The organism is Myxococcus sp. MISCRS1 (genome assembly GCF_026626605.1).
In the GTDB taxonomy this organism is placed as follows: domain Bacteria; phylum Myxococcota; class Myxococcia; order Myxococcales; family Myxococcaceae; genus Myxococcus; species Myxococcus fulvus.
Genome location: NZ_JAPNKB010000001.1, coordinates 8763708 through 8784270 on the forward strand (window position 1 = coordinate 8763708; position 20563 = coordinate 8784270).

Consider the following 20563-nt stretch of genomic DNA (forward strand, 5'->3'; position numbering starts at 1 on the left):
GCGCGAGCTCAGGCGGCGGTCAGCTTGATGAAGACTTCTTCCAGCGACGCGCTCTCGGCGGTGCCTTGGGTTCCGGCCAGCTTGCGGAGGTCGTCGTAGGCGGCGATGCGCCCCTGGTTGAGGATGAGGACCTTCTCGCACGTCATCGTCACCTCCGGGAGGATGTGCGTGGAGAGGATGACGGTGTGCTTGCCCGCGAGGCTCTTGATGAGCGCGCGCACCTCGGCGCGCTGGGCGGGGTCGAGCCCTTCGGTCGGCTCGTCGAGGATGAGCACCGGCGGCGAGCCGAGCAGCGCCTGGGCGATGCCGGTGCGCTGCTTGTAGCCCTTGGACAGGTTCGCGAGGACGCGGCCCAACACATGGGTGACGCCGGTGAGGGCGGCCACGCGCTCCACCTCGGTCTTCTGCTCACGCGAGGGCAGGCGCTTGAGCGAGGCGACGAAGCGCAGGTAGCTCTCCACGGTCATCTCCGGGTAGAGCGGCGGCGTCTCCGGAAGGTAGCCGATGCGGCGCTTCACCTCGAGCGGATGCCGGTGGACGTCGAAGCCACCCACCCGGGCCACTCCCTCCGACGCGGGGAGGAAGCCGGTGAGGATCTTCATCGTGGTGGACTTGCCCGCGCCGTTGGGCCCGAGGAAGCCGAGGATTTCGCCCTCTTCGACGCTGAAGGTGAGGTCGTCGATGGCCACGCGGTCGCGATACCGCTTGGTGAGGTGCTGCACCTCGATCATCGCCATGGGGAGGCTCCAGGAAGACGTGCTCGACCTGGGCCGCCGGCCGTGGAGGTGTGTCTCGGACGGCCCGGGCAGAACCGCCGCCGACTATAGGAGGGGTCTTCGGGGTGTCAAGGCGACGCCCGGCGAGCGGCCTGGGTGCTTCCCTTCGCTGGCCGGGCTCCTGCAAGACTCCACTCCGGTGTGGTTCCCCGGACACGCCCAAGAAGGGTAGTGAGACGCTCATGCCTATCGTGGTCCAGAAGTACGGCGGCTCGTCGGTGGCCGACGTGGAGAAGATTCGCAAGGTGGCGCGCCGGGTGAAGGACAAGCGCGACGCCGGGTACCAGGTGGTGGTGGTGGTGAGCGCCATGGGCGACACCACGGACGAGCTGCTGGCGCTGGCCAAGCAGGTGTCCCCGGACCCCGCGCGGCGGGAGCTGGACATGCTGCTGACGTGCGGCGAGCGCATCTCCATGGCGCTGCTGTCCATGGCGCTCCAGGAGATGGAGGTGCCGGCCATCAGCTTCACGGGCAGCCAGAGCGGCATCATCACGACGGACGCGCACGCGCAGGCGCGAATCGTGGAGGTGCGGCCCTACCGCATCCACGACGAGCTGGCGCGGGGCAAGGTGGTCATCGTCGCCGGCTACCAGGGCGTGTCCTACAAGAAGGAGGTCACCACGCTGGGGCGTGGCGGCTCGGACACGACGGCGGTGGCGCTGGCCGCGGCGCTGGAGGCGGAGGCGTGTGAGATCTACTCGGACGTGGATGGCATCTTCAGCGCGGACCCGCGCGTGGTGCCGGACGCCCGCAAGCTGGAGTCGCTGAGCTACGACGAGATGCAGGAGCTGGCGAGCGCGGGCGCGAAGGTGCTCAACGCGCAGGCGGTGGAGTGGGCAAAGTCGCGCGGCATCGCCATCCTCGCGCGCACGGCGCACGCGGAGGGCAGCGGCACGGTGGTGCGTGAGCTGACCGCGCCTTCGGACAGTCGCATCAAGGGCGTCACCGCGGACGCGGAGCTGGCGGTGCTCGCGGCGGGCGCCGAGGTGCCGCTGGCGGAGCTCCTGGAGTTCCTGGACGCCCGGGGTGTGCGAGGCCGCTCGCTCGGGTACGACGGGCTGACTGGGGGCGCCGGGCACGCGTACCTGCTGGTGCCGCTGGCGGACATCCACGGGCCGGAGGCGCTGCGCAAGGAGCTGGCCACGCGCTTCGGCGCGGCGGTGACGTGGCGCGAGGAGCTGGGCACCGTCACGTGCGTGGGCGTGGGCCTCAACGCGGACTGGGCGCCCTTGCGTCAGTCGCTGGCGGCGGCGGAGGAGCTGGGCGCGAAGGTGCATGCCGCTCACACGTCTCCGCTCCAGCTCACGCTCCTGGTGGACAAGCCGCACCTGAAGCCGCTGACGGCGCGGCTGCACCGCGAGCTGCTCGGCGCGTAGATGCGAAGACCGATGTCGACACGGCCCACGCATGCCGGATGCGTGAGGCCGTGCACCGCGGGCGGATGCCGCGAGCCTCGAACTCGCGGCTCGACGCCCGAAGCAACCTCCCACGCGACAGCCCGCGTGGGAGGTCATCACCTGAGTGCTACTCGGTGAGCTCCGCCGTCGCCGTCTGCAGGGCGGTGGGGCAGTCGGACTCGATGGCGCCCACGTCCGGCGCGGCGCCGCAGTAGGGCAGGCCCAGGTCCATGCCCTTGTCCACCGCGCCTGGCCCGGGCTCGAGCGAGTCCGTGTCGACCAGCGCGTTGAGCGCTTCGATGGAGGTCACGTCCTGGCCCTCCTGCTGCTTCCACGCGGCGAACAACGTCCCCACCCACGACAGCTCGGGGACGAAGAAGTTGCCCGTCGTGAAGTTGGCGCCCGGCCGGTAGAGGTTGGACTCCATCTTCAGTCCCGGCGCGCTGTGGCCCAGGTGCACCGCGTTCTTCGTGTCGAAGATGTTGTTGCGCACAGCGACGTTGGTGGAGTCGCCCCCCGTGCCGTGGCCGAGCACCAGCGCGAACCCGTTCGTCCCCGTCACGGTGTTGTGCAGCACGCGCACGTCCACGCCGTTCTCGATGCGGATGGCGGAGCCCTCGGGCGTCTTCAGGTTGAAGATGCGGTTGCGCCGGATGGACACGTTGGTGGGCGGGGCATTCAAGCGGTTGCCGCCGATGGCGACGCCCAGCGAGGCCTGCGAGATGTCGTTGTCCTCGATGATGATGTTCTTCGCGGAGTAGTGCACCACGATTGCCTCGCCCCGCGACGTCGCGGACTTGGTGAAGCCGTGCATCCGGTTGCCGCGCACCGTGACGTCGTGACACGTCTTGATGTCCACCGCGTTCTCGCGGTTGTCATACATGTCGTTGCCCTCGATGAGGACCCCGGCGGCGGGCGCGTCGTTGCTGAAGCCCTCGGGCCCCAGGCACTGCACGGAGTCACCCGAGTTGTCGTGGATGTCGTTGCCGCGCACGGTGATGTTCTTCGACGTGGGGGCGATGACGACGCCGTGGGAGTCGGTGCTCCCCTGGGCGAAGTGGTGGATGTGGTTGTTCTCGATGGTGACGCCCCGCGCGCCGGCGTCCGTGCTAATGCCGCTGCCGAAGGAGCCGTGGTGCAGGTCGTTGTTCGCCAGCACGCTGCCCTGCGTGTCACCGGCGAACGTCACCGCGACCTGGCGCTGGCCGCGCACGTCGAACTCGAAGCCCTCGATGCGCCAGTTCGGCCGCTGCACGAGCGCCATGTACCACCCGCCCGAGGTGGGGACGAGCTTCGCCTTGCCCTCTCCGCGCAGGGTGATGGGCGCGCTCGCGGTGCCCGCGCGCACGCTGGAGTCGAACACCAGCTTCTCCGCATAGGTGCCCGCCTGGACGCGGATGATTTCGCCCGGACCCGCCAGGGTGATGGCCTTGGAGATGGTGCGCAGCGGACGCGATTCGTTGCCGGCCGCGGAGTCGTTGCCGGACGGACTCACGAACCACTCGCGGGAGTACTGGGGCTCGGCGGGCGCCTCGGGTGAGGGCGTGTCCGGAGTGGTGGGCGTCGTTGGAGACGGTGTTGGAATCTCCGTGACGGGGGGCGTGGGGTCCGGCTCGGGCTGCTGGGGATTGCCGGTGGACGGGAGGGTGGGGCGGGTGGGGTTGGGGATGGCGCCCGAGGGGGAGGTGGACTCCGTGTTTCCGGTACAGGCGAGGCCTCCCACGGAGAAAGCTCCGATGAGGCACAGGCTGCGCAGCGTGGACATGGGGGGTTGACTCCTCTGGGGGGGTGAGCGAGCCAATGAACGTCCGGGAGGGCGAGCGCTATTCTGGCTCCCCGCGCCGTCCGTTCCCTCGTGAAGCAGGCGACCTGTCTTCCTTCCCGCGCGAGAAGCACTGGTGAAGGAGGGCCGTGGCTCGGTCCATTCCGGTACCACGAAGCGCCAAGCCGATGGAACGTCACTCGTGCTCGGCCACTTGACGGGCGGCGATGGCTCGCAAGGCCCGTCGTCGAGCGACGAGGCAGCCACTCGCGACGGTGTCCGTTACGCGGCGAACACGAGGGCCTGGAGGGCGAGACAGGAGTCGAGGCGGGCGTGCCTACAGTGCGCCGCCTCGCACGCTGGCCGCTGCGTGGACATCGTGCGACCGGACCCGACAGGAGGAGCGCCCATGGCCCTGCAGAACGACTATCAGGACGTGCTCGAGGTGGCGAAGACGGTTGGCGCGAAGGTCGAGTCCCGAGAGGAGAACGGGAAGCTCATCCTCAAGGGCTCGGTGGACCACGCGTGGGACCGCGACCGCATCTGGGATCAGATCAAGGCGAAGCACGCGAACTGGCAGCAGGAGATCATGGTCAACCTCACCGTGACGAACGCGGAGCCGTACGGCCTCTACACGGTGAAGTCCGGTGACACGCTGGGGAAGCTGGCCAAGGACATCTACGGGGACGTGAAGCTGTACCCCAAGATTTTCGAGGCCAACAAGGACCAGCTCAAGGACCCGGACAAGATCAAGGTGGGCCAGGTGCTCAAGCTGCCGCCCAAGTCGATTGCGCAGGCCTGACGGAGCCGGTCAGGGCAGCAGGCCCGGGATGCTGCCACCGGGCCTCGGCGTGAGGTGGAAGCGGATGGAGCCTGGCGCCAGCAGGCACGCCGGAGGCACGGGGGCCGGGAGGATGGCCCGGTGCGGTGGCCGCGAGCACATGCCGAGCAGCGGTCCGGTGGAGTAGGGCGCCCAGGGCCATCCACGGTCCACCCGCTCCGGGAGACGGGGCGGCTCGGGGGCGTGGCTCAGGGCGAGCGAGTCCTCCTCGGGCAGCGGCGTCGTGTCCGGCACGAAGACGATGCCCTCGGGGATGGGCTCCTCGCGCTCCGGTGTCCCGATGATGGCCGCGATGCGCTCGGCGCCCTCATCCCGCGACGCGACCCGTCCCGAAGTACACGCACACAGCACCGTGGCGCCCAGGAGGGCGAGGCGTGCGGAACGGGCTGGGAGGGTCAGGCGATGCGACATGGCTCTCCGGGGCGCTCGGACCGATGTTCCCCTGGGGCTGACCCGAAAGGAAGATGTGCGGCCGGCCTCACGCGGGGGCAATGTCCCCGGGGATGAGGTGGGGCGCTCATGTGTGTCCACCCTCCGAGGAGCTGGAGGGCGGCTCGTCAGCACGCCTGCTCATGGGCGAGCCCCGCGCTCGCCTCCGTCCCTAGCTTGCCCGAGGGAGTGGAGCGCGGAGGTCGTCGACCATGCTGTGTCAGAACTGTGGAACGCGCCCGGCCGCGGTCCAGCTCAAGAAGCGGATGGAGGGACAGGAGACGACCCTCCAGCTCTGCAACCACTGCGCGAGCGCGATGGGCGTGGGGCTGAGCGGAGCGAATGGCTTCGGCAGCCTGGAGAGCCTCGTCGAGCAGTTGATGGGCCCGCGCCCGCGGAGCCGGGAGAACCTGCTCACGCAGCTGTCGGAGATGGCGCAGCAGGTGTTGGAGCGCGCGGCGCGGATGACGCTCGACTCGGGCTATGAGCGGATGCGCATCGAGCATCTGCTGTTGTCGTTGTTGCACTCGGTGCCGGAGCTGCGCGAGGCGCTCAAGCACCTGGGCGCGCCCGTGGACGAGTTCGAGACGCGACTGGACGCGGTGATGCCGCGCCGCGAGCCTCGCAAGGCGGCCGTCGTCGCGCTGTCCTCCGGCGTCAAGCGCGTGCTCCAGATCGCGCGGCTCCAGGCCCTGCAGATGGGACACAGCTTCATCGGCCCCGAGCACCTGTTGCTGGGCATCCTGATGGAGGCGGAGAGCTTCGCCGCGCAGTTCCTCTCGGGCGTCGACGTCAACGAGCTGCGCAAGCGCCTGATGGCCTCGATAGGGGGCCCGACCACGCCCGCGCCCGGTGGCGCAGCCCGTCAGGGGGGCGGAGGCCTGCCTCCGAACCTCACGCGCTTCACGCGGGATGTGTCCGCGCTCGCGCGAGCCGGCGAGCTGGACCCGGTCATCGGGCGCGAGAAGGAGATCAGCCGCGTCATCCGCATCTTGAGCCGCAAGACGAAGAACAACCCGGTGCTCATCGGCGAGCCGGGTGTGGGCAAGACTGCCATCGCGGAGGGGCTCGCGCAGCGAATCATCTCGGGAGATGTGCCGGAGGTGCTCAAGGACAAGCGCGTGCTGTCGCTGGACCTGGGCAGCGTGCTGGGAGGCACGAAGTTCCGGGGCGAATTCGAGGAGCGCTTCAAGGGACTGATGGATGAGATTCGCGCCCTCAAGGGGCAGATCATCCTCTTCATCGACGAGGTGCACACGGTGGTGGGGGCGGGCGGCGCGGAGGGCGCGGTGGACGCGTCCAACCTGCTCAAGCCCGCCCTGGCGCGGGGCGAGCTCCAGTGCCTGGGCGCCACGACGCTGGACGAATACCGCAAGAACATCGAGAAGGACGCCGCGCTCGAGCGGCGCTTCCAGCCGGTCATGGTGGCGGAGCCCACGCCGGAGCAGGCCATCGAAATCCTGCGCGGGCTGCGTGACGCGTACGAGGCGCACCACCGGGTGAAGATCCTCGACACGTCGCTGACTGCGTCCGTCGAGCTGTCGGACAAGTACGTCAATGACCGCTTCCTGCCGGACAAGGCCATCGACCTGCTCGACGAGGCCTCCGCCATGGTGCGCCTGGGCGCGCGCACCGCGCCGGACCGCCTGGGCGAGGTGGAGGCGATGCTGGAGCAGAAGGAGAAGGACAAGAGCGCCGCGGTGGCAGGGGAGCGCTACGAGGAGGCCAGCCGCCTCAAGGGCGAAATCGAGACCCTGCGCACCGAGCTGGAGGGGCTGCGGACCCAGTGGCAATTGAAACGCGGTGTCACCGAGCCCTCCGTGACGCCCGAGGACATCGCCACGGTGGTGAGTGAGTGGACGGGCATCCCCGCGCGCAAGCTGCAGCAGGAGGAGAGCCAGCGACTCTTGGAGATGGAAGACGCGCTGAAGCAGCGCGTGGTGGGGCAGGAGGACGCGCTCCGGGCCATCGCTGAAGCCGTGCGCCGTGCGCGCGCGGGGCTGAAGGACCCGAACCGGCCCATCGGCTCGTTCCTGTTCCTGGGGCCCACGGGCGTGGGGAAGACGGAGACGGCGCGCGCGCTGGCCGACTACCTGTTCAACGACGAGGCCGCGATGATCCGCCTGGACATGTCCGAGTTCCAGGAGCGCCACACCGTGAGCCGTCTCATCGGCGCGCCGCCCGGTTACGTGGGCTACGAGGAGGCCGGTCGGTTGACGGAGGCGGTGCGGCGCAGGCCCTACTCGGTGCTGCTGTTCGACGAGGTGGAGAAGGCCCACCCGGACGTGTTCAACCTGCTGTTGCAAATCCTGGATGACGGCCGGCTCACGGACTCACGCGGGCGCACGGTGGACTTCAAGAACGCGGTCATCATCATGACGTCCAACCTGGGCTCGGAGGCGATGGGGGCCGCGAGGGCGGCGCTGGGCTTCCAGCGCTCGGAGGACGAGGAGAAGACGGGCCGGGAGCGCGCCAGCGAGGCGGTGATGAACGCGCTGCGCGGCCACTTCCGTCCGGAGTTCATCAACCGCATCGACGACATCATCGTCTTCCATCCGCTCAACCCCGCGCAGTTGAGGCGCATCGTCGACACGATGCTGGAGGCCACCCGCCGCAAGCTGCACGGGCAGAACCTGCGCCTGGAGCTGACGGACACCGCGCGCGACGCGCTGGCGGAGCGGGGCTTCGAGCCGCGCTATGGGGCAAGGCCCCTTCGCCGCGTCATCCAGCGCGAGCTGGAGACGGAGATCAGCCGCATGCTGCTCCGAGGCTCGGTGAGCGAGGGCCAGCGCATCCTCGTCGACTTCCAGGACGGACACTTCGTCTTCACCGCGGACGCCGGTGTCTCCGTCACGCCCGAGCCGACGACAGCCCCGTCATGACGGCGCGCGGGTGCTGTCCAGGATCCAGGCCAGGTAGGGCGCATGGCCACCGGCGATGTCGAAGCGCAAGACCTCCGGCACGTCGTAGGGGTGCAGCTCGACGATGCGCGAGCGCAGGGCGTCGAAGAGGGAGGCGCGCGTCTTGAAGAGGATGAGCGCCTCCGCGTCGTCCTGCACCTTGCCCTCCCAGCGGTAGATGGAGCGCAGCCCGGGGAGGATGTTGCCGCACGCGGCGAGCTGCTCCTCCACGAGGCTTCGCGCCAGCTCGGCGGCCTTGTCGGCGGAGGGCGCGGTGACGAGGACGAGGATGGCGTCGGTCATCCGCGCATTGACGCAAAGGACCCGCGGGCACGTCCACTGTCGTGAGCCGGAATACCCGGCTCCGACCCGGAAGCGCTCAGCGGCCCGCGCTGCGCATTCCCGCGGGCGGGTTGTGCAGCGAGTCCATCTCCTGCCGCGTGCGCCGACGGTCCGGCGTGTCCTTCGGCAGCTCCACGAAGGTGCACATCTCGCACAGGCGGCTGTAGATGCGCTCGCCCACGCGCTCGCGCAGCAGCTCGTAGTCCTTCACCGCGGCGCGCGCGTCCTCCGTGGTCCGGTAGCCCGTGGGCCCGTGGGTGCGCTGCTTCTTCTCCGGCTCCAGCGAGTAGTTCGTCGCGAACAGCGTGGTGCGCCCCGCGTTGTAGCGGCGGGCGATGAGCTCATCGAGCGTCTCCATCTCGAAGGGACTGCCGCGCCCCTTGCCCAGCTCGTCGATGGCCAGCACCTCCACCTCCGACAGCGGTCCGATGATCTCCCCGCCGCTCTTGCCCTCCTGGAAGCCGCGCCGGATGGTGGCGTAGAGCAGCGAGATCTCCACGTACCGCGCCCGCACGCCCACCTCGATGACCAGGTGGCCGAGCGTGGCCGCGAGCAGGTGCGTCTTCCCCGTGCCCACCGGGCCACTCAAGATGAAGCCCTTGGACGTCGCGCCCTTCACGTACTGGTGGCCGAAGTGCATCGCCACGCCGCGGCCCCGGTCCTGCGCCTCGTTGAAGGCCCGGTAGTTGTCGAACGACGCATGCGCCACCACGCCGGGCAGCCGCACCTCGTTGTAGAGCGACACGCGCCGCCGCCGCCGCGTGCACGAGCACGGCTCCATCACCTCGTAGCGCTTGGGACCCACCTTCTGGCTGAAGACGGCCTCGCGCTCCACGAGCACATGGCCACGTCCCTCGCAGACGGAGCAGCTCTCCGAGCACACGCACACGCGCGCCTGGGCCTGGTCTCCCTGCCGTTCGATGACGTACGTCCGGCCGGAACACACACGGCAGCCGTCGCCGCCCACCTTCGCTCCCACACCCATCTCGCGCATCGCCATAGCAGAGCCCTTCCCCGTCCCCTCGTGAACTGAACACACGAGCAGTGTCGGGCCGCTTCTCACACTTCCTTCACGCCCAGTCGTCGCCGCACCGCCGCCACCAGGCGAAAGCGCCGCGACAGCTTCCTCGCGCGCACGGACATCACCTGTTGTTCGCTACCCACCGAAAGCGCGTCGCGCCACACCTGGTGACGTTGAGAGAAGGGCAGGGCGCGCAGGAGCACCAGGAAGCTCAAGGACTCCTGGGCATCCAGCGCGGAGGGCTCCTCCGGAACGCGGGCCAGCACCGTCCCACGCAGCCACGCCACCCGGGGCGCCAGCGTGGAGTCCCGCCCCGCCAGGTCCTCGAGCGCGTCCACCAGCCGGGCGTGTCGGGTCTCTTCCCACGACAGCGCCTTGCGACGTCGCGAGGGGGCCTCCGGCTCCGCGGCCACGCCCGCGCCCGCCGCCAGCGCGCGGTACTTCTTGATCTCCGCGTCCACCTGCCGCCGGCACGCGCGCAGGTTGCGCAGAACCGGCTCACCCGGACGCGCATCCCACAGGGCCTTCTCCGCGGAGCGGGAGATGCCTCGCGCCACCACCTCGAAGGGCACACCCTCCCGGGCCCACGCCGTGAGCAGCTCCGTGTCCAACGCCGACAACATGAGCCCCGCGCCACGCACCGCGAGGAAGTAGTCCTGCACCAGCTCCTCGAAGCTGGCGCTCTCCGGCAACAGGCTCATGATCCAGCGCGACTCCCAGCAGGGCGACCGGACAGCCGGCCGTCCGCTCCCCCATACCCGGTGGGTCCGACAAGGCAACCACCTTGTCGTCCTTTTCACAGTCGTTCTGGAAGTTTGCCGGCATGCTTTCCACTTCTGGAGCGGCCAGCCAGTCAGGGTTGACCCTGCCCTTGGAAACCGCGCATAGTGGTTCTCCCCGAATGGAAATTCCCGAAGATTCCCGGCCACTTGGCTGTCTGGCAAGCAACCGGGGACGCCGGTCCCCCCCGCTTAGGAAGACCATGCGCCGTTCGCTCCTCGTCTGCCTCGTGCTCCTGGCCACGGCCTCCGCCGCTCAGGAGAAGAAAGCGCCGCGTGACGCCGACCTCGGCAGGAAGTCCGCCACCGCGGTGGACAAGTCCCTTGCCGGAGACATCACGCGAGAGAAGAAGAAGGAAGAAGTCGCTCCCGCGCTCCAGTACGACCAGTTCCGCCTCGGCGTCGAGTTCCAGGTGGCTTCCAAGCGGCGCGAGCAGATCGCCTCGCTGAAGAAGATCATCTCGCTGTCGCCGGACCCGAAGGAGGTCCCCAGCCTGTTGTTCCGGTTGGGTGAGTTCTATTGGGAGGAATCGAAGTTCTACTTCTTCGAGGCCAACCGCAAGGACGACGACCTGCTCAAGGCGATGAACGCCAACGACGCCGCGGGCCAGCAGCGCGCCAAGGCGGAGAAGGCGGAGCTCGTCGCCAGGCAGAAGGAGTACGGCAAGCTCGCCGTCGAGCAGTACACGAAGATCGTCCAGGAGCACCCGAAGTTCGAGCGCACGGACGAGGTGCTCTTCTTCCTCGGTCAGTACCTGATGGAGGAGGGCCAGGACAGGAAGGCGCTCGTCGCCTTCAAGCGCCTGGTGGAGAAGCACCCGACGTCCAAGTTCATCCCCGACGCGTACCTGGCGTTCGGCGAGTACTACTTCAACAACTCCAAGGGCAAGCGCCCGGAGCTGGAGAAGGCGCTGGTGGCCTACAAGAAGGCCGCCGAGTTCCCCGAGAGCCAGGTGTACGCGTTCGCCCTCTACAAGCAGGGCTGGTGCCACTACAACCTGGGCGACTACGAGGCGGCGAAGGACAAGTTCAAGACGGTGGTGCTCTACGGCGAGCTGGCCGGCGCCAACGCGGTGGAGAAGGACGGCGGCAAGAGCGGCCGTGGCTCGCTGGTGCGCGAGGCCCGCACGGACTACGTGCGCGCGTACGCGCATCAGGGTGACGTGGCCCAGGCGCGCGCGGACTTCGGCAAGGTCGCGTCCAATCCGGATGATCGCTTCACGATGATGAAGCAGCTCGCCAACATGTACTACGGCGACGGCAAGGACCGCGAAGCGGCGCTGACCTTCAACTCCCTCATCAAGGAGAAGCCGCTGTCGCCCGAGGCGCCCGGCTTCCAGGGGAAGATCGTCGACTGCATCCTGCGCATGGGCAACAAGGAGCGCACCGTGGCCCAGGTGCGCCGGCTCGTGAAGATCATGAAGGAGGTCGAGGGCTCCGGCGTCATCAAGGAGGACAAGGACAAGAAGCTGCTCGCCGAGGCGAAGGAGCTGTCCGAGCGCACCCTGTCCAACCTGGCCGTCACCTGGCACAACGAGGGCAAGAAGACGCGCAACGAGGACACGTTCCGCTACGCGGACGCCGTCTACAGCGACTACCTCACGCTCTTCCCGGACAACCCCAAGGCGTACGACCTGCGCTTCTTCTGGGCGGAGCTGCTCAACGACAACCTGCAGAACTACGAGAAGTCCGCCGCCAACTACACGCTGGTCGTCCTGCAGGACGCCAAGGTGCTGGAGGCCAAGGACGACAAGGGCAAGCCCAAGCCGGGCAAGCCGGGCAAGTGGCTGCAGAACGCCGCCTACAACGCGGTGCTCGCCTACGACGAGGTCGTCAAGACGGCCGAGTCGCGCGGCGAGGCGAAGAGCGAGGGTGTGTCTTCCGACATCACCAAGAAGGCCACCATCCCCACGCTGAAGAAGGCGCTGCTGGACGCGTGCGAGCGCTACCTCAAGTACGTGCCCAAGGGCGACAAGCGGGTGGAGATCGCCTTCAAGGCGGCCAACATCTACTACCGCCACAACCACTTCGACGAGGCGGTGCTGCGCTTCAGCGAGATCGCGCTCGGCTACCCCGAGTACAAGTTCGAGGACGGCTCGCGCGCGGCGGAGATCAGCGCCAACCTCATCCTGGACTCGTACAACCTGCTGCAGGACTTCGCGAAGGTGAACGAGTGGGCGCGCCGCTTCTACGCCAACGACAAGCTGGCGACGGGCAAGTTCCGCGACGACCTGGCGAAGCTCATCGAGCAGTCGTCCTTCAAGCTGGTCAGCCAGCTGGAGGAGAAGAAGGAGTTCGCCAAGGCGGCCGAGGCGTACCTCAACTTCGTGCACGACTTCCCGCAGACGGAGATCGCCGACCTGGCGCTCTACAACGCGTCCGTCGACTACTACAAAGCCAAGATGCTGGATAAGACCATCGAGGTCCGCGCCCGGCTCTTCGCGCAGTACCCCCGTTCCAAGTACGTGCCGGACTCCATCTACGCGAACGCGGAGGCGCTGGAGGCCATCGGCGACTTCGAGCAGGCCGCGACCACGTACGAGCTGTACGTGAAGGGCTACGAGCGCAGCCTCGGGGAGAAGGGCGGCGGCGGCGCCAAGGCGCGCGGCAAGAGCGCCAGGAACGCCAGGAAGGGCGGCGGCGACGACAACAAGCCCGCGGTGGTGCAGAAGTGGGACGAGTCCAAGGCGCAGGTGGCGCTGTTCAACGCGTCCACCTACCGCGAGGGCCTGGGCCAGACGAAGGCCGCGCTGAAGAACCGCGAGCGCTACCTGGAGCTGTGGCCGAAGGCGAAGGACGCGGACGACATCCGGCTGTCCATCATCGACCTGACCGGCAAGAGCGGCGCGGCGATGAAGGCCATCAAGATGCTCGAGGAGTACGAGCGCGACAACATGCGCTCGGCCAGCAAGTTCCTCACGGCCGAGGGTCGCATCATCGACCTGTACAAGAAGATGAACAAGACGCGCGACGTGGTGCGCATGTACAAGCGCGTGGGCGAGCACTTCGACCAGCTGCCGCGCCGCGTGCAGACCACGCTGGAGAAGCCCGCGCTGGCCACCGCCGCCGAGGCGCACTTCCTGGGCGTGGAGCCGGACTGGGCCGAGTACAAGCGCCTGAAGCTGTACTGGGGCGCCCCGCCGTCGCCGGACCGCTTCCGCGCCAGCATCCAGGACAAGAGCCGCGCGCTGCAGGTGGTGGAGAAGAAGTACGTGCAGACGGTGTCCCTGGGCGCGCCCGAGCCGTCGCTGTGCGCGCTCAACCGCATCGGCCTGGCGTACGACCACTTCGCCGACCGCGTCACCAACGCGCCCATGCCCCGCGGCCTGGACGAGGAGTCCCAGCAGGCGCTGCGCGACGAGTTCTCCAACCAGGCCCAGCCGCTCAAGGACAAGGCCACGGAGGCCTTCGCCGCCACGGTGGCCAAGAGCCGCGAGCTGGACGTGTTCAACGACTGCGCCGCCGAGGCGCTGAAGATGCTGCGCACGACCTACCAGCCGGACCGCTACCCGGAGATGCACGAGGAGAAGGTCGCCCTGAAGAGCCGCAGCCAGCTCATCGGTGGTGACGTGCTCGCGGGCATCCAGGACGTGCCGCCCCCGGCGCCCACCGCGGTGGCCGAGGCCCAGAAGAAGAAGGAGACGCTGCAGGAGGACCTCACGGACCTCACCGCGCAGCTGCGCTCGCAGACCGAGACCCAGGTGGACACCAAGTCCACCGCCTCCACCCCGGACGGCACCAAGCCCGCCAAGTCGGGCGGCGCCGACGAGGAGCCGGAGGACTTCCTCTAATGAACCGGACGACCCGTACCATGCGCCTGTTCCCCCTGCTGGCCGCCGCGGCGCTCATCGCCGCCGGCTGCTCCTCGTCCAAGGCCACCGGCCCCGCGGCTCCGTCCAAGGGCCCCGTCGCGAAGTCCCCGTCGGACGCGCCGCCGCCGCCCATCTCGAACACGGCCAAGGCCCGCTTCGAGGACGCGGTGAAGTCCTTCGACACGCAGAAGAAGGCCAAGGCGTTCGACTACCCGGCGCTGGAGCGCAAGTTCAAGTCGGCCCTGGAGTCCGACGCGAACCTGGCCGAGGCCGAGTACAACCTGGGCGTCATCGCCGAGCGCCAGGGCAACACCACCGAGGCCAAGGCCCGCTACAAGGCCGCGCTCACCAAGAAGCCCTCGCTGCGCCAGGCGTCGGAGAACCTGGCCGTCATGGAGCAGAACGCGGGCAACGTGGCCGGCGCCGTGGCCCTCTACCAGGAGGTCCTCCAGCGCTACCCGGACGACGCGCAGTCGCGCGCCCGTCTGGCGGAGATCTACCGGCAGCAGAACGACCACGACAAGGCGATGGAGCTGTCGCGCGGCGCGCTGATGCGCGACCCCGCGTCCACCACCGCGCTGAAGGTGATGATCCGCAGCTACCTGGACCGCAAGCAGCTCTCCATGGCGAAGCTGGTGGCGCTGCGCGGCGTGAAGCTGGACGGCGCGGACCCGGAGCTGCACCACCTGGTGGGCATCATCCAACTGCGCGAGGGCAACGCGGACGACGCGCGGCTGTCCTTCAAGAAGGCCCTGGAGGCGCGCGACGACTATGTCCCCTCGCACGTGGAGCTGGCCCAGCTGTCGCTCGACGCGGAGGACTACCCCGGCGCCGAGGAGCACCTGCGCCGCATCCTGCAGGCGGACGGGAAGAACGCCACCGCGCACCTGAACCTGGGCCTCTCCTACAAGGGCCAGGGGCAGTACGACAAGGCGATGCAGGAGTACGACGAGGCGGAGAAGCTCGACCCGGAGCTGGCGGCGGTGAGCCTCAACCGCGCCATCATCCTGCACAAGGTGAAGGACGCCCCCGAGCGCGCCCTGGAGCTCTACAAGAAGTACGTCGCCATGGCGGGTGACGGCGTGGGCCTCTCCGGTGAGTCCCCGGTCTTCGGGCTGCTGCGCGAGGCGGAGACGCTCGTCAACGCCAAGCGCGAGGCCGCCATGGCCGAGCAGCAGGCGAAGAAGATGGAGGAGCTCCAGAAGCAGCAGCAGTCCCAGATGCAGGCCGCGGAGAAGAAGAACCAGGAGAAGAACCAGGCCCCGCCCCCGGGTGGCGCCGTGGCTCCGGTGGCCGGCTCCGGTACGGGCGCGCAGGCCACGCCCGCGGGTGGGACTCCGCCCCCGTCGCCCGCACCTGCGCCTGCGCCCGCGGAGAAGAAGAATGCAGGCACGGCGGATCCTTCCGAGCCGGGTGAGCCCGAAGACGACCTGCTGTGAAAGTTGGGACGTCCCCGGGTGCCTTCGCTGTGGCGGGCCCCGGGGCGATGATGCGAACCTTCGCGGTGTCCGCGTCAGCGGACACACGGTGTGGAACGGGCCCGGCGGGGCCCGCGTGGGAGACAGTGATGCGGAAGGCTCTGATGCTGTGCGCGGTGCTCTCGGCGGCGACCGCGTTCGCCCAGGATGACGACGCCGCCAAGCCGGCGGGTGGTGGGGCGGGCGACGGCAATGTGCGCTACTCGAAGACCACCAACATCGACTTCGAGGACGACACCATCGAAGGCGACCTCACCAAGCCGGACGGCGAGTACATCGAGGCGCGCGACAAGGTGAAGCACTCGAACCTCATCCGCATCCGCGAGGACTTCGAGGACAAGGTGATGCAGTCGGTGGGCGAGCTGTAGTTTCCGCCTTCCTGCGCCGGTGGGAACCTGCCGGCGCGCGCGTTGTCATACCGGGCATTGACCCCACGCAGGAGCCTTCATGGCCGTTCCGCTGACACTCAAGGTCTTCAAGGGCGAGACGTTGGTCACGTCCAAGGACTACGAGCGCGACATCATCAAGATTGGCCGTCTGTCCTCGGCGCACCTGTGCCTGGAGGACGAGAAGGTCAGCCGCATCCACTCCGTCATCGAGGTCGCCGGCGACGGCTCCATGTCCATCATCGACATGGGCAGCGTCGAGGGGACGTATGTCAACGACAAGCGGGTCAACAAGGGCCAGCTGTCGTTCGGTGACAGGATTCGCGTGGGTGGGACGACCATCCACCTGGAGAACCCGGCCGCCGTGGCCGCGGTGAACCTGGCCGTCGCCGCCGCGAGCACCGACGCCACCACGGAGAAGAACCCCGTGCTGGCCGCGGGCGCTCCGGCCGCCGGGCTCGCGCAGGCCGCCGCCGTGGCCGCCGAGCCCGAGGCCCCCGCTCCGGCCGCCGCCGCGAGCTCGGGCGCGCTGGATGCCTCCGTCGCCGCCACGCAGAAGAACGCCATCGTGGCCGCCGAAGAGGAGCCCGCTCCCGTGGCCCGCGAGGCCGCCGCCGAGGCCGCGCCGCGTGCTCGCACCGTGCGCCGCTCCAAGTCGAGCGGTCCGCAGGGCGTGGCGCTGCGCTTCTCCTGGGGCGATCAGCGGGTGGGCGAGTTCTTCGTGGGCCCGGGCGCCAAGCGCGCCGTGGCGGTGGGCAGCGCCGCGGGCGTCGACTTCGTCATGGGGGACGCCAAGCTGGGCGGCCCGCGCTTCGAGGTGCTCCGCACCGACGGCCAGTCCTTCACCGTGCGCTTCACCGGCAAGATGAAGGGCGAGCTGGTGCGCAAGGGCGAGACGCAGGAGCTCAAGGCGGTCATCGAGTCCGGCAAGGCCTCGCACGAGGGTGACGCGTACACGCTCACGCTCGACGCGGAGGACTTCTTCTGGGTGGACCTGGGCGGCGTGACGATGGAGGCCGTCTTCCAGTCCGTTCCCAAGCGCGTCGTGGCGCCGCTGGGCGAGTCGCTGGACTACACCGCGCTCAACATCTTCCTGGTGATGTTCTTCGCGGCCACCGCGTTCGTCATCACCGCGATGAACCGCACCGGCGAGGGTGACGAGTACGCGGACGAGCTGTCCGCCAACTCCGCGCGCATCGCCAAGCTCATCATCAAGCCGCCCGAGGTGCAGAAGAACAAGTTCCTCGAGCGCCTCAATCAGCAGAAGGAGGCGAAGAAGAGCGGCGAGATGGCGGCCAAGAGCCGCGGTGACGAGGGTCAGATGGGCAAGAAGGACGCGCCCAAGACCAACAACCGCACCGCGCCCAAGGGCGACCCGAACAAGAAGGACGAGGCGCGCGCGCTGACCGCGAAGATCTTCGGCGGCGGCAAGGGCGGCATCTCCACCGTCTTCGGCAGCAAGGGCCTGGGCGGCGACCTGAAGAGCGCCATGGGCAACATGTTCGGCGCCAAGGCGGGCAACTCGGGCGGCTTCGGCGGCCTGGGCCTGCGCGGCTCCGGCGGCGGCGGCGGCGGCACGGGTGACACCGTGGGCATCGGCGGCATCGGCACCAAGGGCCGCGGCGGTGGCACCGGCAGCTACGGCACCGGCGTGGGCGTGCTGGGCGGCAAGTCCAGCGTGGACGTGGGCATCACCTCGTCCGACCCGGAGGTCATGGGCTCGCTGGACAAGGAGCTCATCCGCAAGGTCATCCAGGCCAACCGCGCGCAGATCCGCTACTGCTACGAGAGCATGCTCAACCGCTTCCCGAAGCTGGGCGGCAAGGTGGCGGTGAAGTTCGTCATCACGGCCACCGGCTCCGTGGCGTCGTCCTCGGTGGCGCAGTCCACGGCGGGCAACGCGGAGCTGGAGACGTGTGTGGCGGGCCGCGTTCGCACCTGGAAGTTCCCCGAGCCCAAGGGTGGTGGCGTGGTGGTCGTCACCTATCCGTTCATCTTCAAGCAGTCCGGCGAGTAGCGCGCCGGATGTTCATTGTCGGACGGGCGGCCCTTCCCCGGGGCCGCCCGCGCAGTCACCCCGGCTCCCGTCCCCCGTGGGAGCCCCCGTCAACCTCAGGACCGCATGAAAGCCCTCGCCCCCATTGCCCTGTGTGCCGCGTTCGTCCTCCCCATGGCCGCGAGCGCACAGCAACCACCCACCACGGCGACGGGCGACCGGCCCGCCACCACGTTCGATGAAATCGAGCGTGGCTTCTACTTCGCGCTGCTCGGCGGTCCGCTGTTCGTGACCAACCCGCCCGCGGCCGAGGGGACGCCCCGGCCCTTCTCCTCCGGCCCCATGGCCCAGGTGGAGGTGGGCGTGGACCTGGGCGAGCGCATCTCCGTGGGCCTGTTCGTCATGGGCTCCAGCATCCGCACCAGCGCCGAGTACATCGGCGAGTCCGGCGGCGCGGTGTCCGGCGACTACTCCACCTTCGTCCCGGGCGCGGTGCTGCGCGCGCGTCTGGTGGGCCTGGCCGACAGCCAGGAAGTGAAGCGCACGTGGTTCTATCTCCGCGCGGGCGCGGGTTATGCGATGTTCTCGCCGAAGCGTCTCCTTCCGGATTCCGACATTCTTGTGTTTGCCGGGCCCGGAGTGGAGTACTACACACGGTTGCGCCACTTTTCCGTGGGGCTCGAGGTCACGGGGAACTACCTCGTTTCCGGAGGCTCGTTCGGATTCGCTGTGGCGCCGAACATTCGCTACGCGTTCTAGCGGGAGATAGACGTGCCTCAGGAGAATGGAAGCGGTGGGCCGCGCCAGGGTGGGCGCGGTCGTGACGGGGGTGCGCCGGGTCAGGGCCCGCGCCGTGATGGTCCTGGCGGTGGATTTGGTGGCCGTGGCGGTCCCGGAGGCCCTGGTGGTGGCAGGGGCGAGGGACGTGGCCGTGGCGAGGGCCGGGGTCGTGGCCGCGACGAGGGCCCCGTGGGCCCGGGCCAGCGGGTCATCTCCGAGCTGAGCGTCCTGGAGAAGGCGCTGTCCAAGACGGACTTCACGGCCGAGAAGGCCCCGCTGCAGGCGATCGTCCGCTCGCTGCGGCCCATGCGGCTGAAGTCCCTGGATGATCTGGACCTCAACACGCGAGGTCGCCTCATCACCACGATGCTGCGCGTGCAGCGTCAGCCCAAGCCGGCCGCGCCGGAGGCTGCCGCCGCCGACGCGGCTCCGGCCGAGGCTCCCGCGGCTGCTGCGGAGGCGGCGGCTCCGGCCGAGGGTGCCGAGGCTGTCGCCACGGAGGGCGCGCCCGCGGAGGCGGCGGCTCCGGCGGCGCCCGCGGTGGACCCGGCGAAGGAGAAGTTCGACGCGTGGACGGACGTGCTGTTCCTGGTGGGACAGGTCTGGCGTGCTGCGGGCGACAAGGAGCGCGCCGAGGCGGCCTTCACCGCCAGCGGCCGTCAGCCGGGTCCCGAGGTCGAGGAGCCCCAGGCGCCCGCGCAGGCCCGGACGGAGTCGCGTCCGGAGCGCGGTGAGCGTCGCGAGCGCCCGGAGCGGGGCGAGCGTCGGGAGCGCGGTGAGCGTCCGGAGCGCGGCGCGTCCGGTGAGCGTCGTGAGCGCCCGGAGCGGGGCGAGCGTCGGGAGCGCGGTGAGCGTCCGGAGCGCGGCGCGCCCGGTGAGCGCCGTCCGGTGCCCGAGCTGACCGGCGACTGGAAGGAGCAGGCCAAGCAGCTGGAGGCCATGGGCCGCACGCGTGACGCGGGCCGGCTCCACGAGCGCAACGGCGGCTTCGCCGACGCGGCGCGCCTGTTCGAGGCGGGCGGGGACCTCAAGAGCGCCCTGCGCAACGCCCTCGCGGGTGGGGACAACGACTCCGCGCGCAAGCTGGTGAGCACGCTGCCGGCGGATCAGCTCGCCCCCACGCTGGAGAAGGCCGGCGCCTACGAGCTCCTCATGGAGCACTACGTGGGCAAGGGCGACTTCGAGAACGTGGCGCGCCTGTACGAGCGGGCCCGCCAGTTCGACCAGGCGGCGCTCGCCTATGAGCGCGCGGGCAAGCTGACCCTGGCGCGCAAGTCGTACGAGCGCTCGCGGGACATGGCCAGCGCCAACCGCATCCGCGGGCTCGAGGTGAAGAGCCTGGTGGAGCGTGGAGACCGTCTGGGCGCGGCCACGCTGCTCGTGGCGGCCGGCCAGCGCCGCGAGGCGGTGGAGGTGCTCGGCACGCTGCCTCCGCCCAAGGCGTTCCACTTCATGCAGCGGCTGAAGCTGGACGACGAGGCGAAGGAGCTGGCGCAGCGCGAGCTGGCCCGGGCCGAGTCGGAGCAGAAGCCCGCGGGCCGTGCCCGCTGGCTGGAGCTGCTGGGCGACGTCGCCGCGTCCGCCGAGGCGTGGGAGGCCGCGGGGCGCAAGGACAAGGCCCTGCCGCTCCACGAGAAGCTCGGCAACCTGACTCGCGCCGCCCAGCTCGCGGAGGAGCTGCAGCAGCGCGACAAGGCCGTGGCCCTCTACACCCAGCTGAATGACAGCGCGGGTCTGGAGCGGGCCAAGGCGCTGCCCGAGGCGGCTCCTGCTCCGGCGCCCACCGAGGCGTCCGCTGGGGGCGAGGACGGGGACACATCCCCCGACGCTTCCTCGGCCGAGTAGCAAGAAGGCCAATGATTCC

15 protein-coding genes are annotated in these 20563 nt (G+C 69.4%); 9 read left to right on the plus strand and 6 right to left on the minus strand.

The features are described 5' to 3' along the window. Positions 1 to 8: 8 nt before the first annotated feature. Complete coding sequence (locus OWM54_RS35230) at positions 9 to 731, minus strand: ABC transporter ATP-binding protein (RefSeq protein WP_267701194.1); 723 nt, start codon at positions 729 to 731, stop codon at positions 9 to 11. A gap of 227 nt (positions 732 to 958) precedes the next feature. Here OWM54_RS35230 and OWM54_RS35235 point away from each other — a divergent pair, with 227 nt between their 5' ends. Then, positions 959 to 2152, plus strand: a complete 1194-nt coding sequence (locus OWM54_RS35235) for an aspartate kinase (RefSeq protein ID WP_223784108.1) — start codon at positions 959 to 961, stop codon at positions 2150 to 2152. 148 nt (positions 2153 to 2300) lie between these two features. Here the strand turns inward: OWM54_RS35235 and OWM54_RS35240 are convergent, their stop codons facing one another. Further along, on the minus strand, positions 2301 to 3938 hold the full coding sequence (locus tag OWM54_RS35240; protein WP_267700267.1) for a right-handed parallel beta-helix repeat-containing protein: 1638 nt from the start codon (positions 3936 to 3938) through the stop codon (positions 2301 to 2303). A gap of 406 nt (positions 3939 to 4344) precedes the next feature. On the opposite strand from OWM54_RS35240, the gene OWM54_RS35245 reads away from it, so the two are divergent. Next, positions 4345 to 4737, plus strand: a complete 393-nt coding sequence (locus OWM54_RS35245) for a LysM peptidoglycan-binding domain-containing protein (protein WP_141324405.1) — start codon at positions 4345 to 4347, stop codon at positions 4735 to 4737. A gap of 9 nt (positions 4738 to 4746) precedes the next feature. Here OWM54_RS35245 and OWM54_RS35250 read toward each other — a convergent pair whose 3' ends face one another. After that, positions 4747 to 5187 (minus strand): hypothetical protein, encoded by a 441-nt coding sequence (locus OWM54_RS35250; protein ID WP_267700268.1) that lies wholly within the window; start codon positions 5185 to 5187, stop codon positions 4747 to 4749. Positions 5188 to 5417: 230 nt separating this feature from the next. Here OWM54_RS35250 and OWM54_RS35255 point away from each other — a divergent pair, with 230 nt between their 5' ends. Beyond that, positions 5418 to 8087 (plus strand): ATP-dependent Clp protease ATP-binding subunit, encoded by a 2670-nt coding sequence (locus OWM54_RS35255; protein WP_267700269.1) that lies wholly within the window; start codon positions 5418 to 5420, stop codon positions 8085 to 8087. Here OWM54_RS35255 and cutA read toward each other — a convergent pair. The 3 genes from cutA to OWM54_RS35270 form a co-directional block, all read right to left on the minus strand. After that, positions 8082 to 8408, minus strand: a complete 327-nt coding sequence (gene cutA, locus OWM54_RS35260) for a divalent-cation tolerance protein CutA (RefSeq protein WP_267700270.1) — start codon at positions 8406 to 8408, stop codon at positions 8082 to 8084. The genes OWM54_RS35255 and cutA overlap by 6 nt on opposite strands. Positions 8409 to 8484: 76 nt before the next feature. Further along, a complete protein-coding gene (locus OWM54_RS35265) occupies positions 8485 to 9447 on the minus strand; it encodes an ATP-binding protein (RefSeq protein WP_223745730.1) in 963 nt (320 codons plus the stop codon). Positions 9448 to 9506: 59 nt separating this feature from the next. After that, complete coding sequence (locus tag OWM54_RS35270) at positions 9507 to 10169, minus strand: hypothetical protein (protein ID WP_141324400.1); 663 nt, start codon at positions 10167 to 10169, stop codon at positions 9507 to 9509. A gap of 281 nt (positions 10170 to 10450) precedes the next feature. Here OWM54_RS35270 and OWM54_RS35275 point away from each other — a divergent pair, with 281 nt between their 5' ends. The 6 genes from OWM54_RS35275 to OWM54_RS35300 all read left to right on the plus strand — a co-directional run bounded on the left by OWM54_RS35275 (position 10451) and on the right by OWM54_RS35300 (position 20544). After that, positions 10451 to 14038: a tetratricopeptide repeat protein gene (locus tag OWM54_RS35275; protein WP_267700271.1), complete on the plus strand. Its 3588-nt coding sequence runs from the start codon at positions 10451 to 10453 to the stop codon at positions 14036 to 14038. Continuing rightward, complete coding sequence (gene gltE, locus OWM54_RS35280; RefSeq protein WP_223745732.1) at positions 14038 to 15498, plus strand: adventurous gliding motility TPR repeat lipoprotein GltE; 1461 nt, start codon at positions 14038 to 14040, stop codon at positions 15496 to 15498. Before OWM54_RS35275 ends, gltE begins: the two co-directional genes overlap by 1 nt. 128 nt (positions 15499 to 15626) lie before the next feature. After that, positions 15627 to 15905 (plus strand): adventurous gliding motility protein CglF, encoded by a 279-nt coding sequence (gene cglF / locus OWM54_RS35285; protein ID WP_223784114.1) that lies wholly within the window; start codon positions 15627 to 15629, stop codon positions 15903 to 15905. A gap of 79 nt (positions 15906 to 15984) precedes the next feature. Beyond that, positions 15985 to 17940, plus strand: a complete 1956-nt coding sequence (gltG, locus tag OWM54_RS35290; RefSeq protein WP_267700272.1) for an adventurous gliding motility protein GltG — start codon at positions 15985 to 15987, stop codon at positions 17938 to 17940. 105 nt (positions 17941 to 18045) lie between these two features. Continuing rightward, a complete protein-coding gene (gene cglE / locus OWM54_RS35295; RefSeq protein WP_141324395.1) occupies positions 18046 to 18678 on the plus strand; it encodes an adventurous gliding motility protein CglE in 633 nt (210 codons plus the stop codon). 210 nt (positions 18679 to 18888) lie between these two features. After that, complete coding sequence (locus OWM54_RS35300; RefSeq protein WP_267700273.1) at positions 18889 to 20544, plus strand: DEAD/DEAH box helicase; 1656 nt, start codon at positions 18889 to 18891, stop codon at positions 20542 to 20544. The last annotated feature ends 19 nt before the right edge of the window (positions 20545 to 20563 follow it).

Coding starts and splice junctions, on each gene's coding strand:
- OWM54_RS35255 (WP_267700269.1), top strand. CDS start 5,418: ATGCTGTGTCAGAACTGTGGAACGCGCCCGGCCGCGGTCCAGCTCAAG.
- OWM54_RS35245 (WP_141324405.1), top strand. CDS start 4,345: ATGGCCCTGCAGAACGACTATCAGGACGTGCTCGAGGTGGCGAAGACG.
- gltE (WP_223745732.1), top strand. CDS start 14,038: ATGAACCGGACGACCCGTACCATGCGCCTGTTCCCCCTGCTGGCCGCC.
- OWM54_RS35250 (WP_267700268.1), bottom strand. CDS start 5,187: ATGTCGCATCGCCTGACCCTCCCAGCCCGTTCCGCACGCCTCGCCCTC.
- OWM54_RS35270 (WP_141324400.1), bottom strand. CDS start 10,169: ATGAGCCTGTTGCCGGAGAGCGCCAGCTTCGAGGAGCTGGTGCAGGAC.
- OWM54_RS35240 (WP_267700267.1), bottom strand. CDS start 3,938: ATGTCCACGCTGCGCAGCCTGTGCCTCATCGGAGCTTTCTCCGTGGGA.
- cglF (WP_223784114.1), top strand. CDS start 15,627: ATGCGGAAGGCTCTGATGCTGTGCGCGGTGCTCTCGGCGGCGACCGCG.
- OWM54_RS35235 (WP_223784108.1), top strand. CDS start 959: ATGCCTATCGTGGTCCAGAAGTACGGCGGCTCGTCGGTGGCCGACGTG.
- cutA (WP_267700270.1), bottom strand. CDS start 8,408: ATGACCGACGCCATCCTCGTCCTCGTCACCGCGCCCTCCGCCGACAAG.
- cglE (WP_141324395.1), top strand. CDS start 18,046: ATGAAAGCCCTCGCCCCCATTGCCCTGTGTGCCGCGTTCGTCCTCCCC.
- gltG (WP_267700272.1), top strand. CDS start 15,985: ATGGCCGTTCCGCTGACACTCAAGGTCTTCAAGGGCGAGACGTTGGTC.
- OWM54_RS35275 (WP_267700271.1), top strand. CDS start 10,451: ATGCGCCGTTCGCTCCTCGTCTGCCTCGTGCTCCTGGCCACGGCCTCC.
- OWM54_RS35265 (WP_223745730.1), bottom strand. CDS start 9,447: ATGGCGATGCGCGAGATGGGTGTGGGAGCGAAGGTGGGCGGCGACGGC.
- OWM54_RS35230 (WP_267701194.1), bottom strand. CDS start 731: ATGATCGAGGTGCAGCACCTCACCAAGCGGTATCGCGACCGCGTGGCC.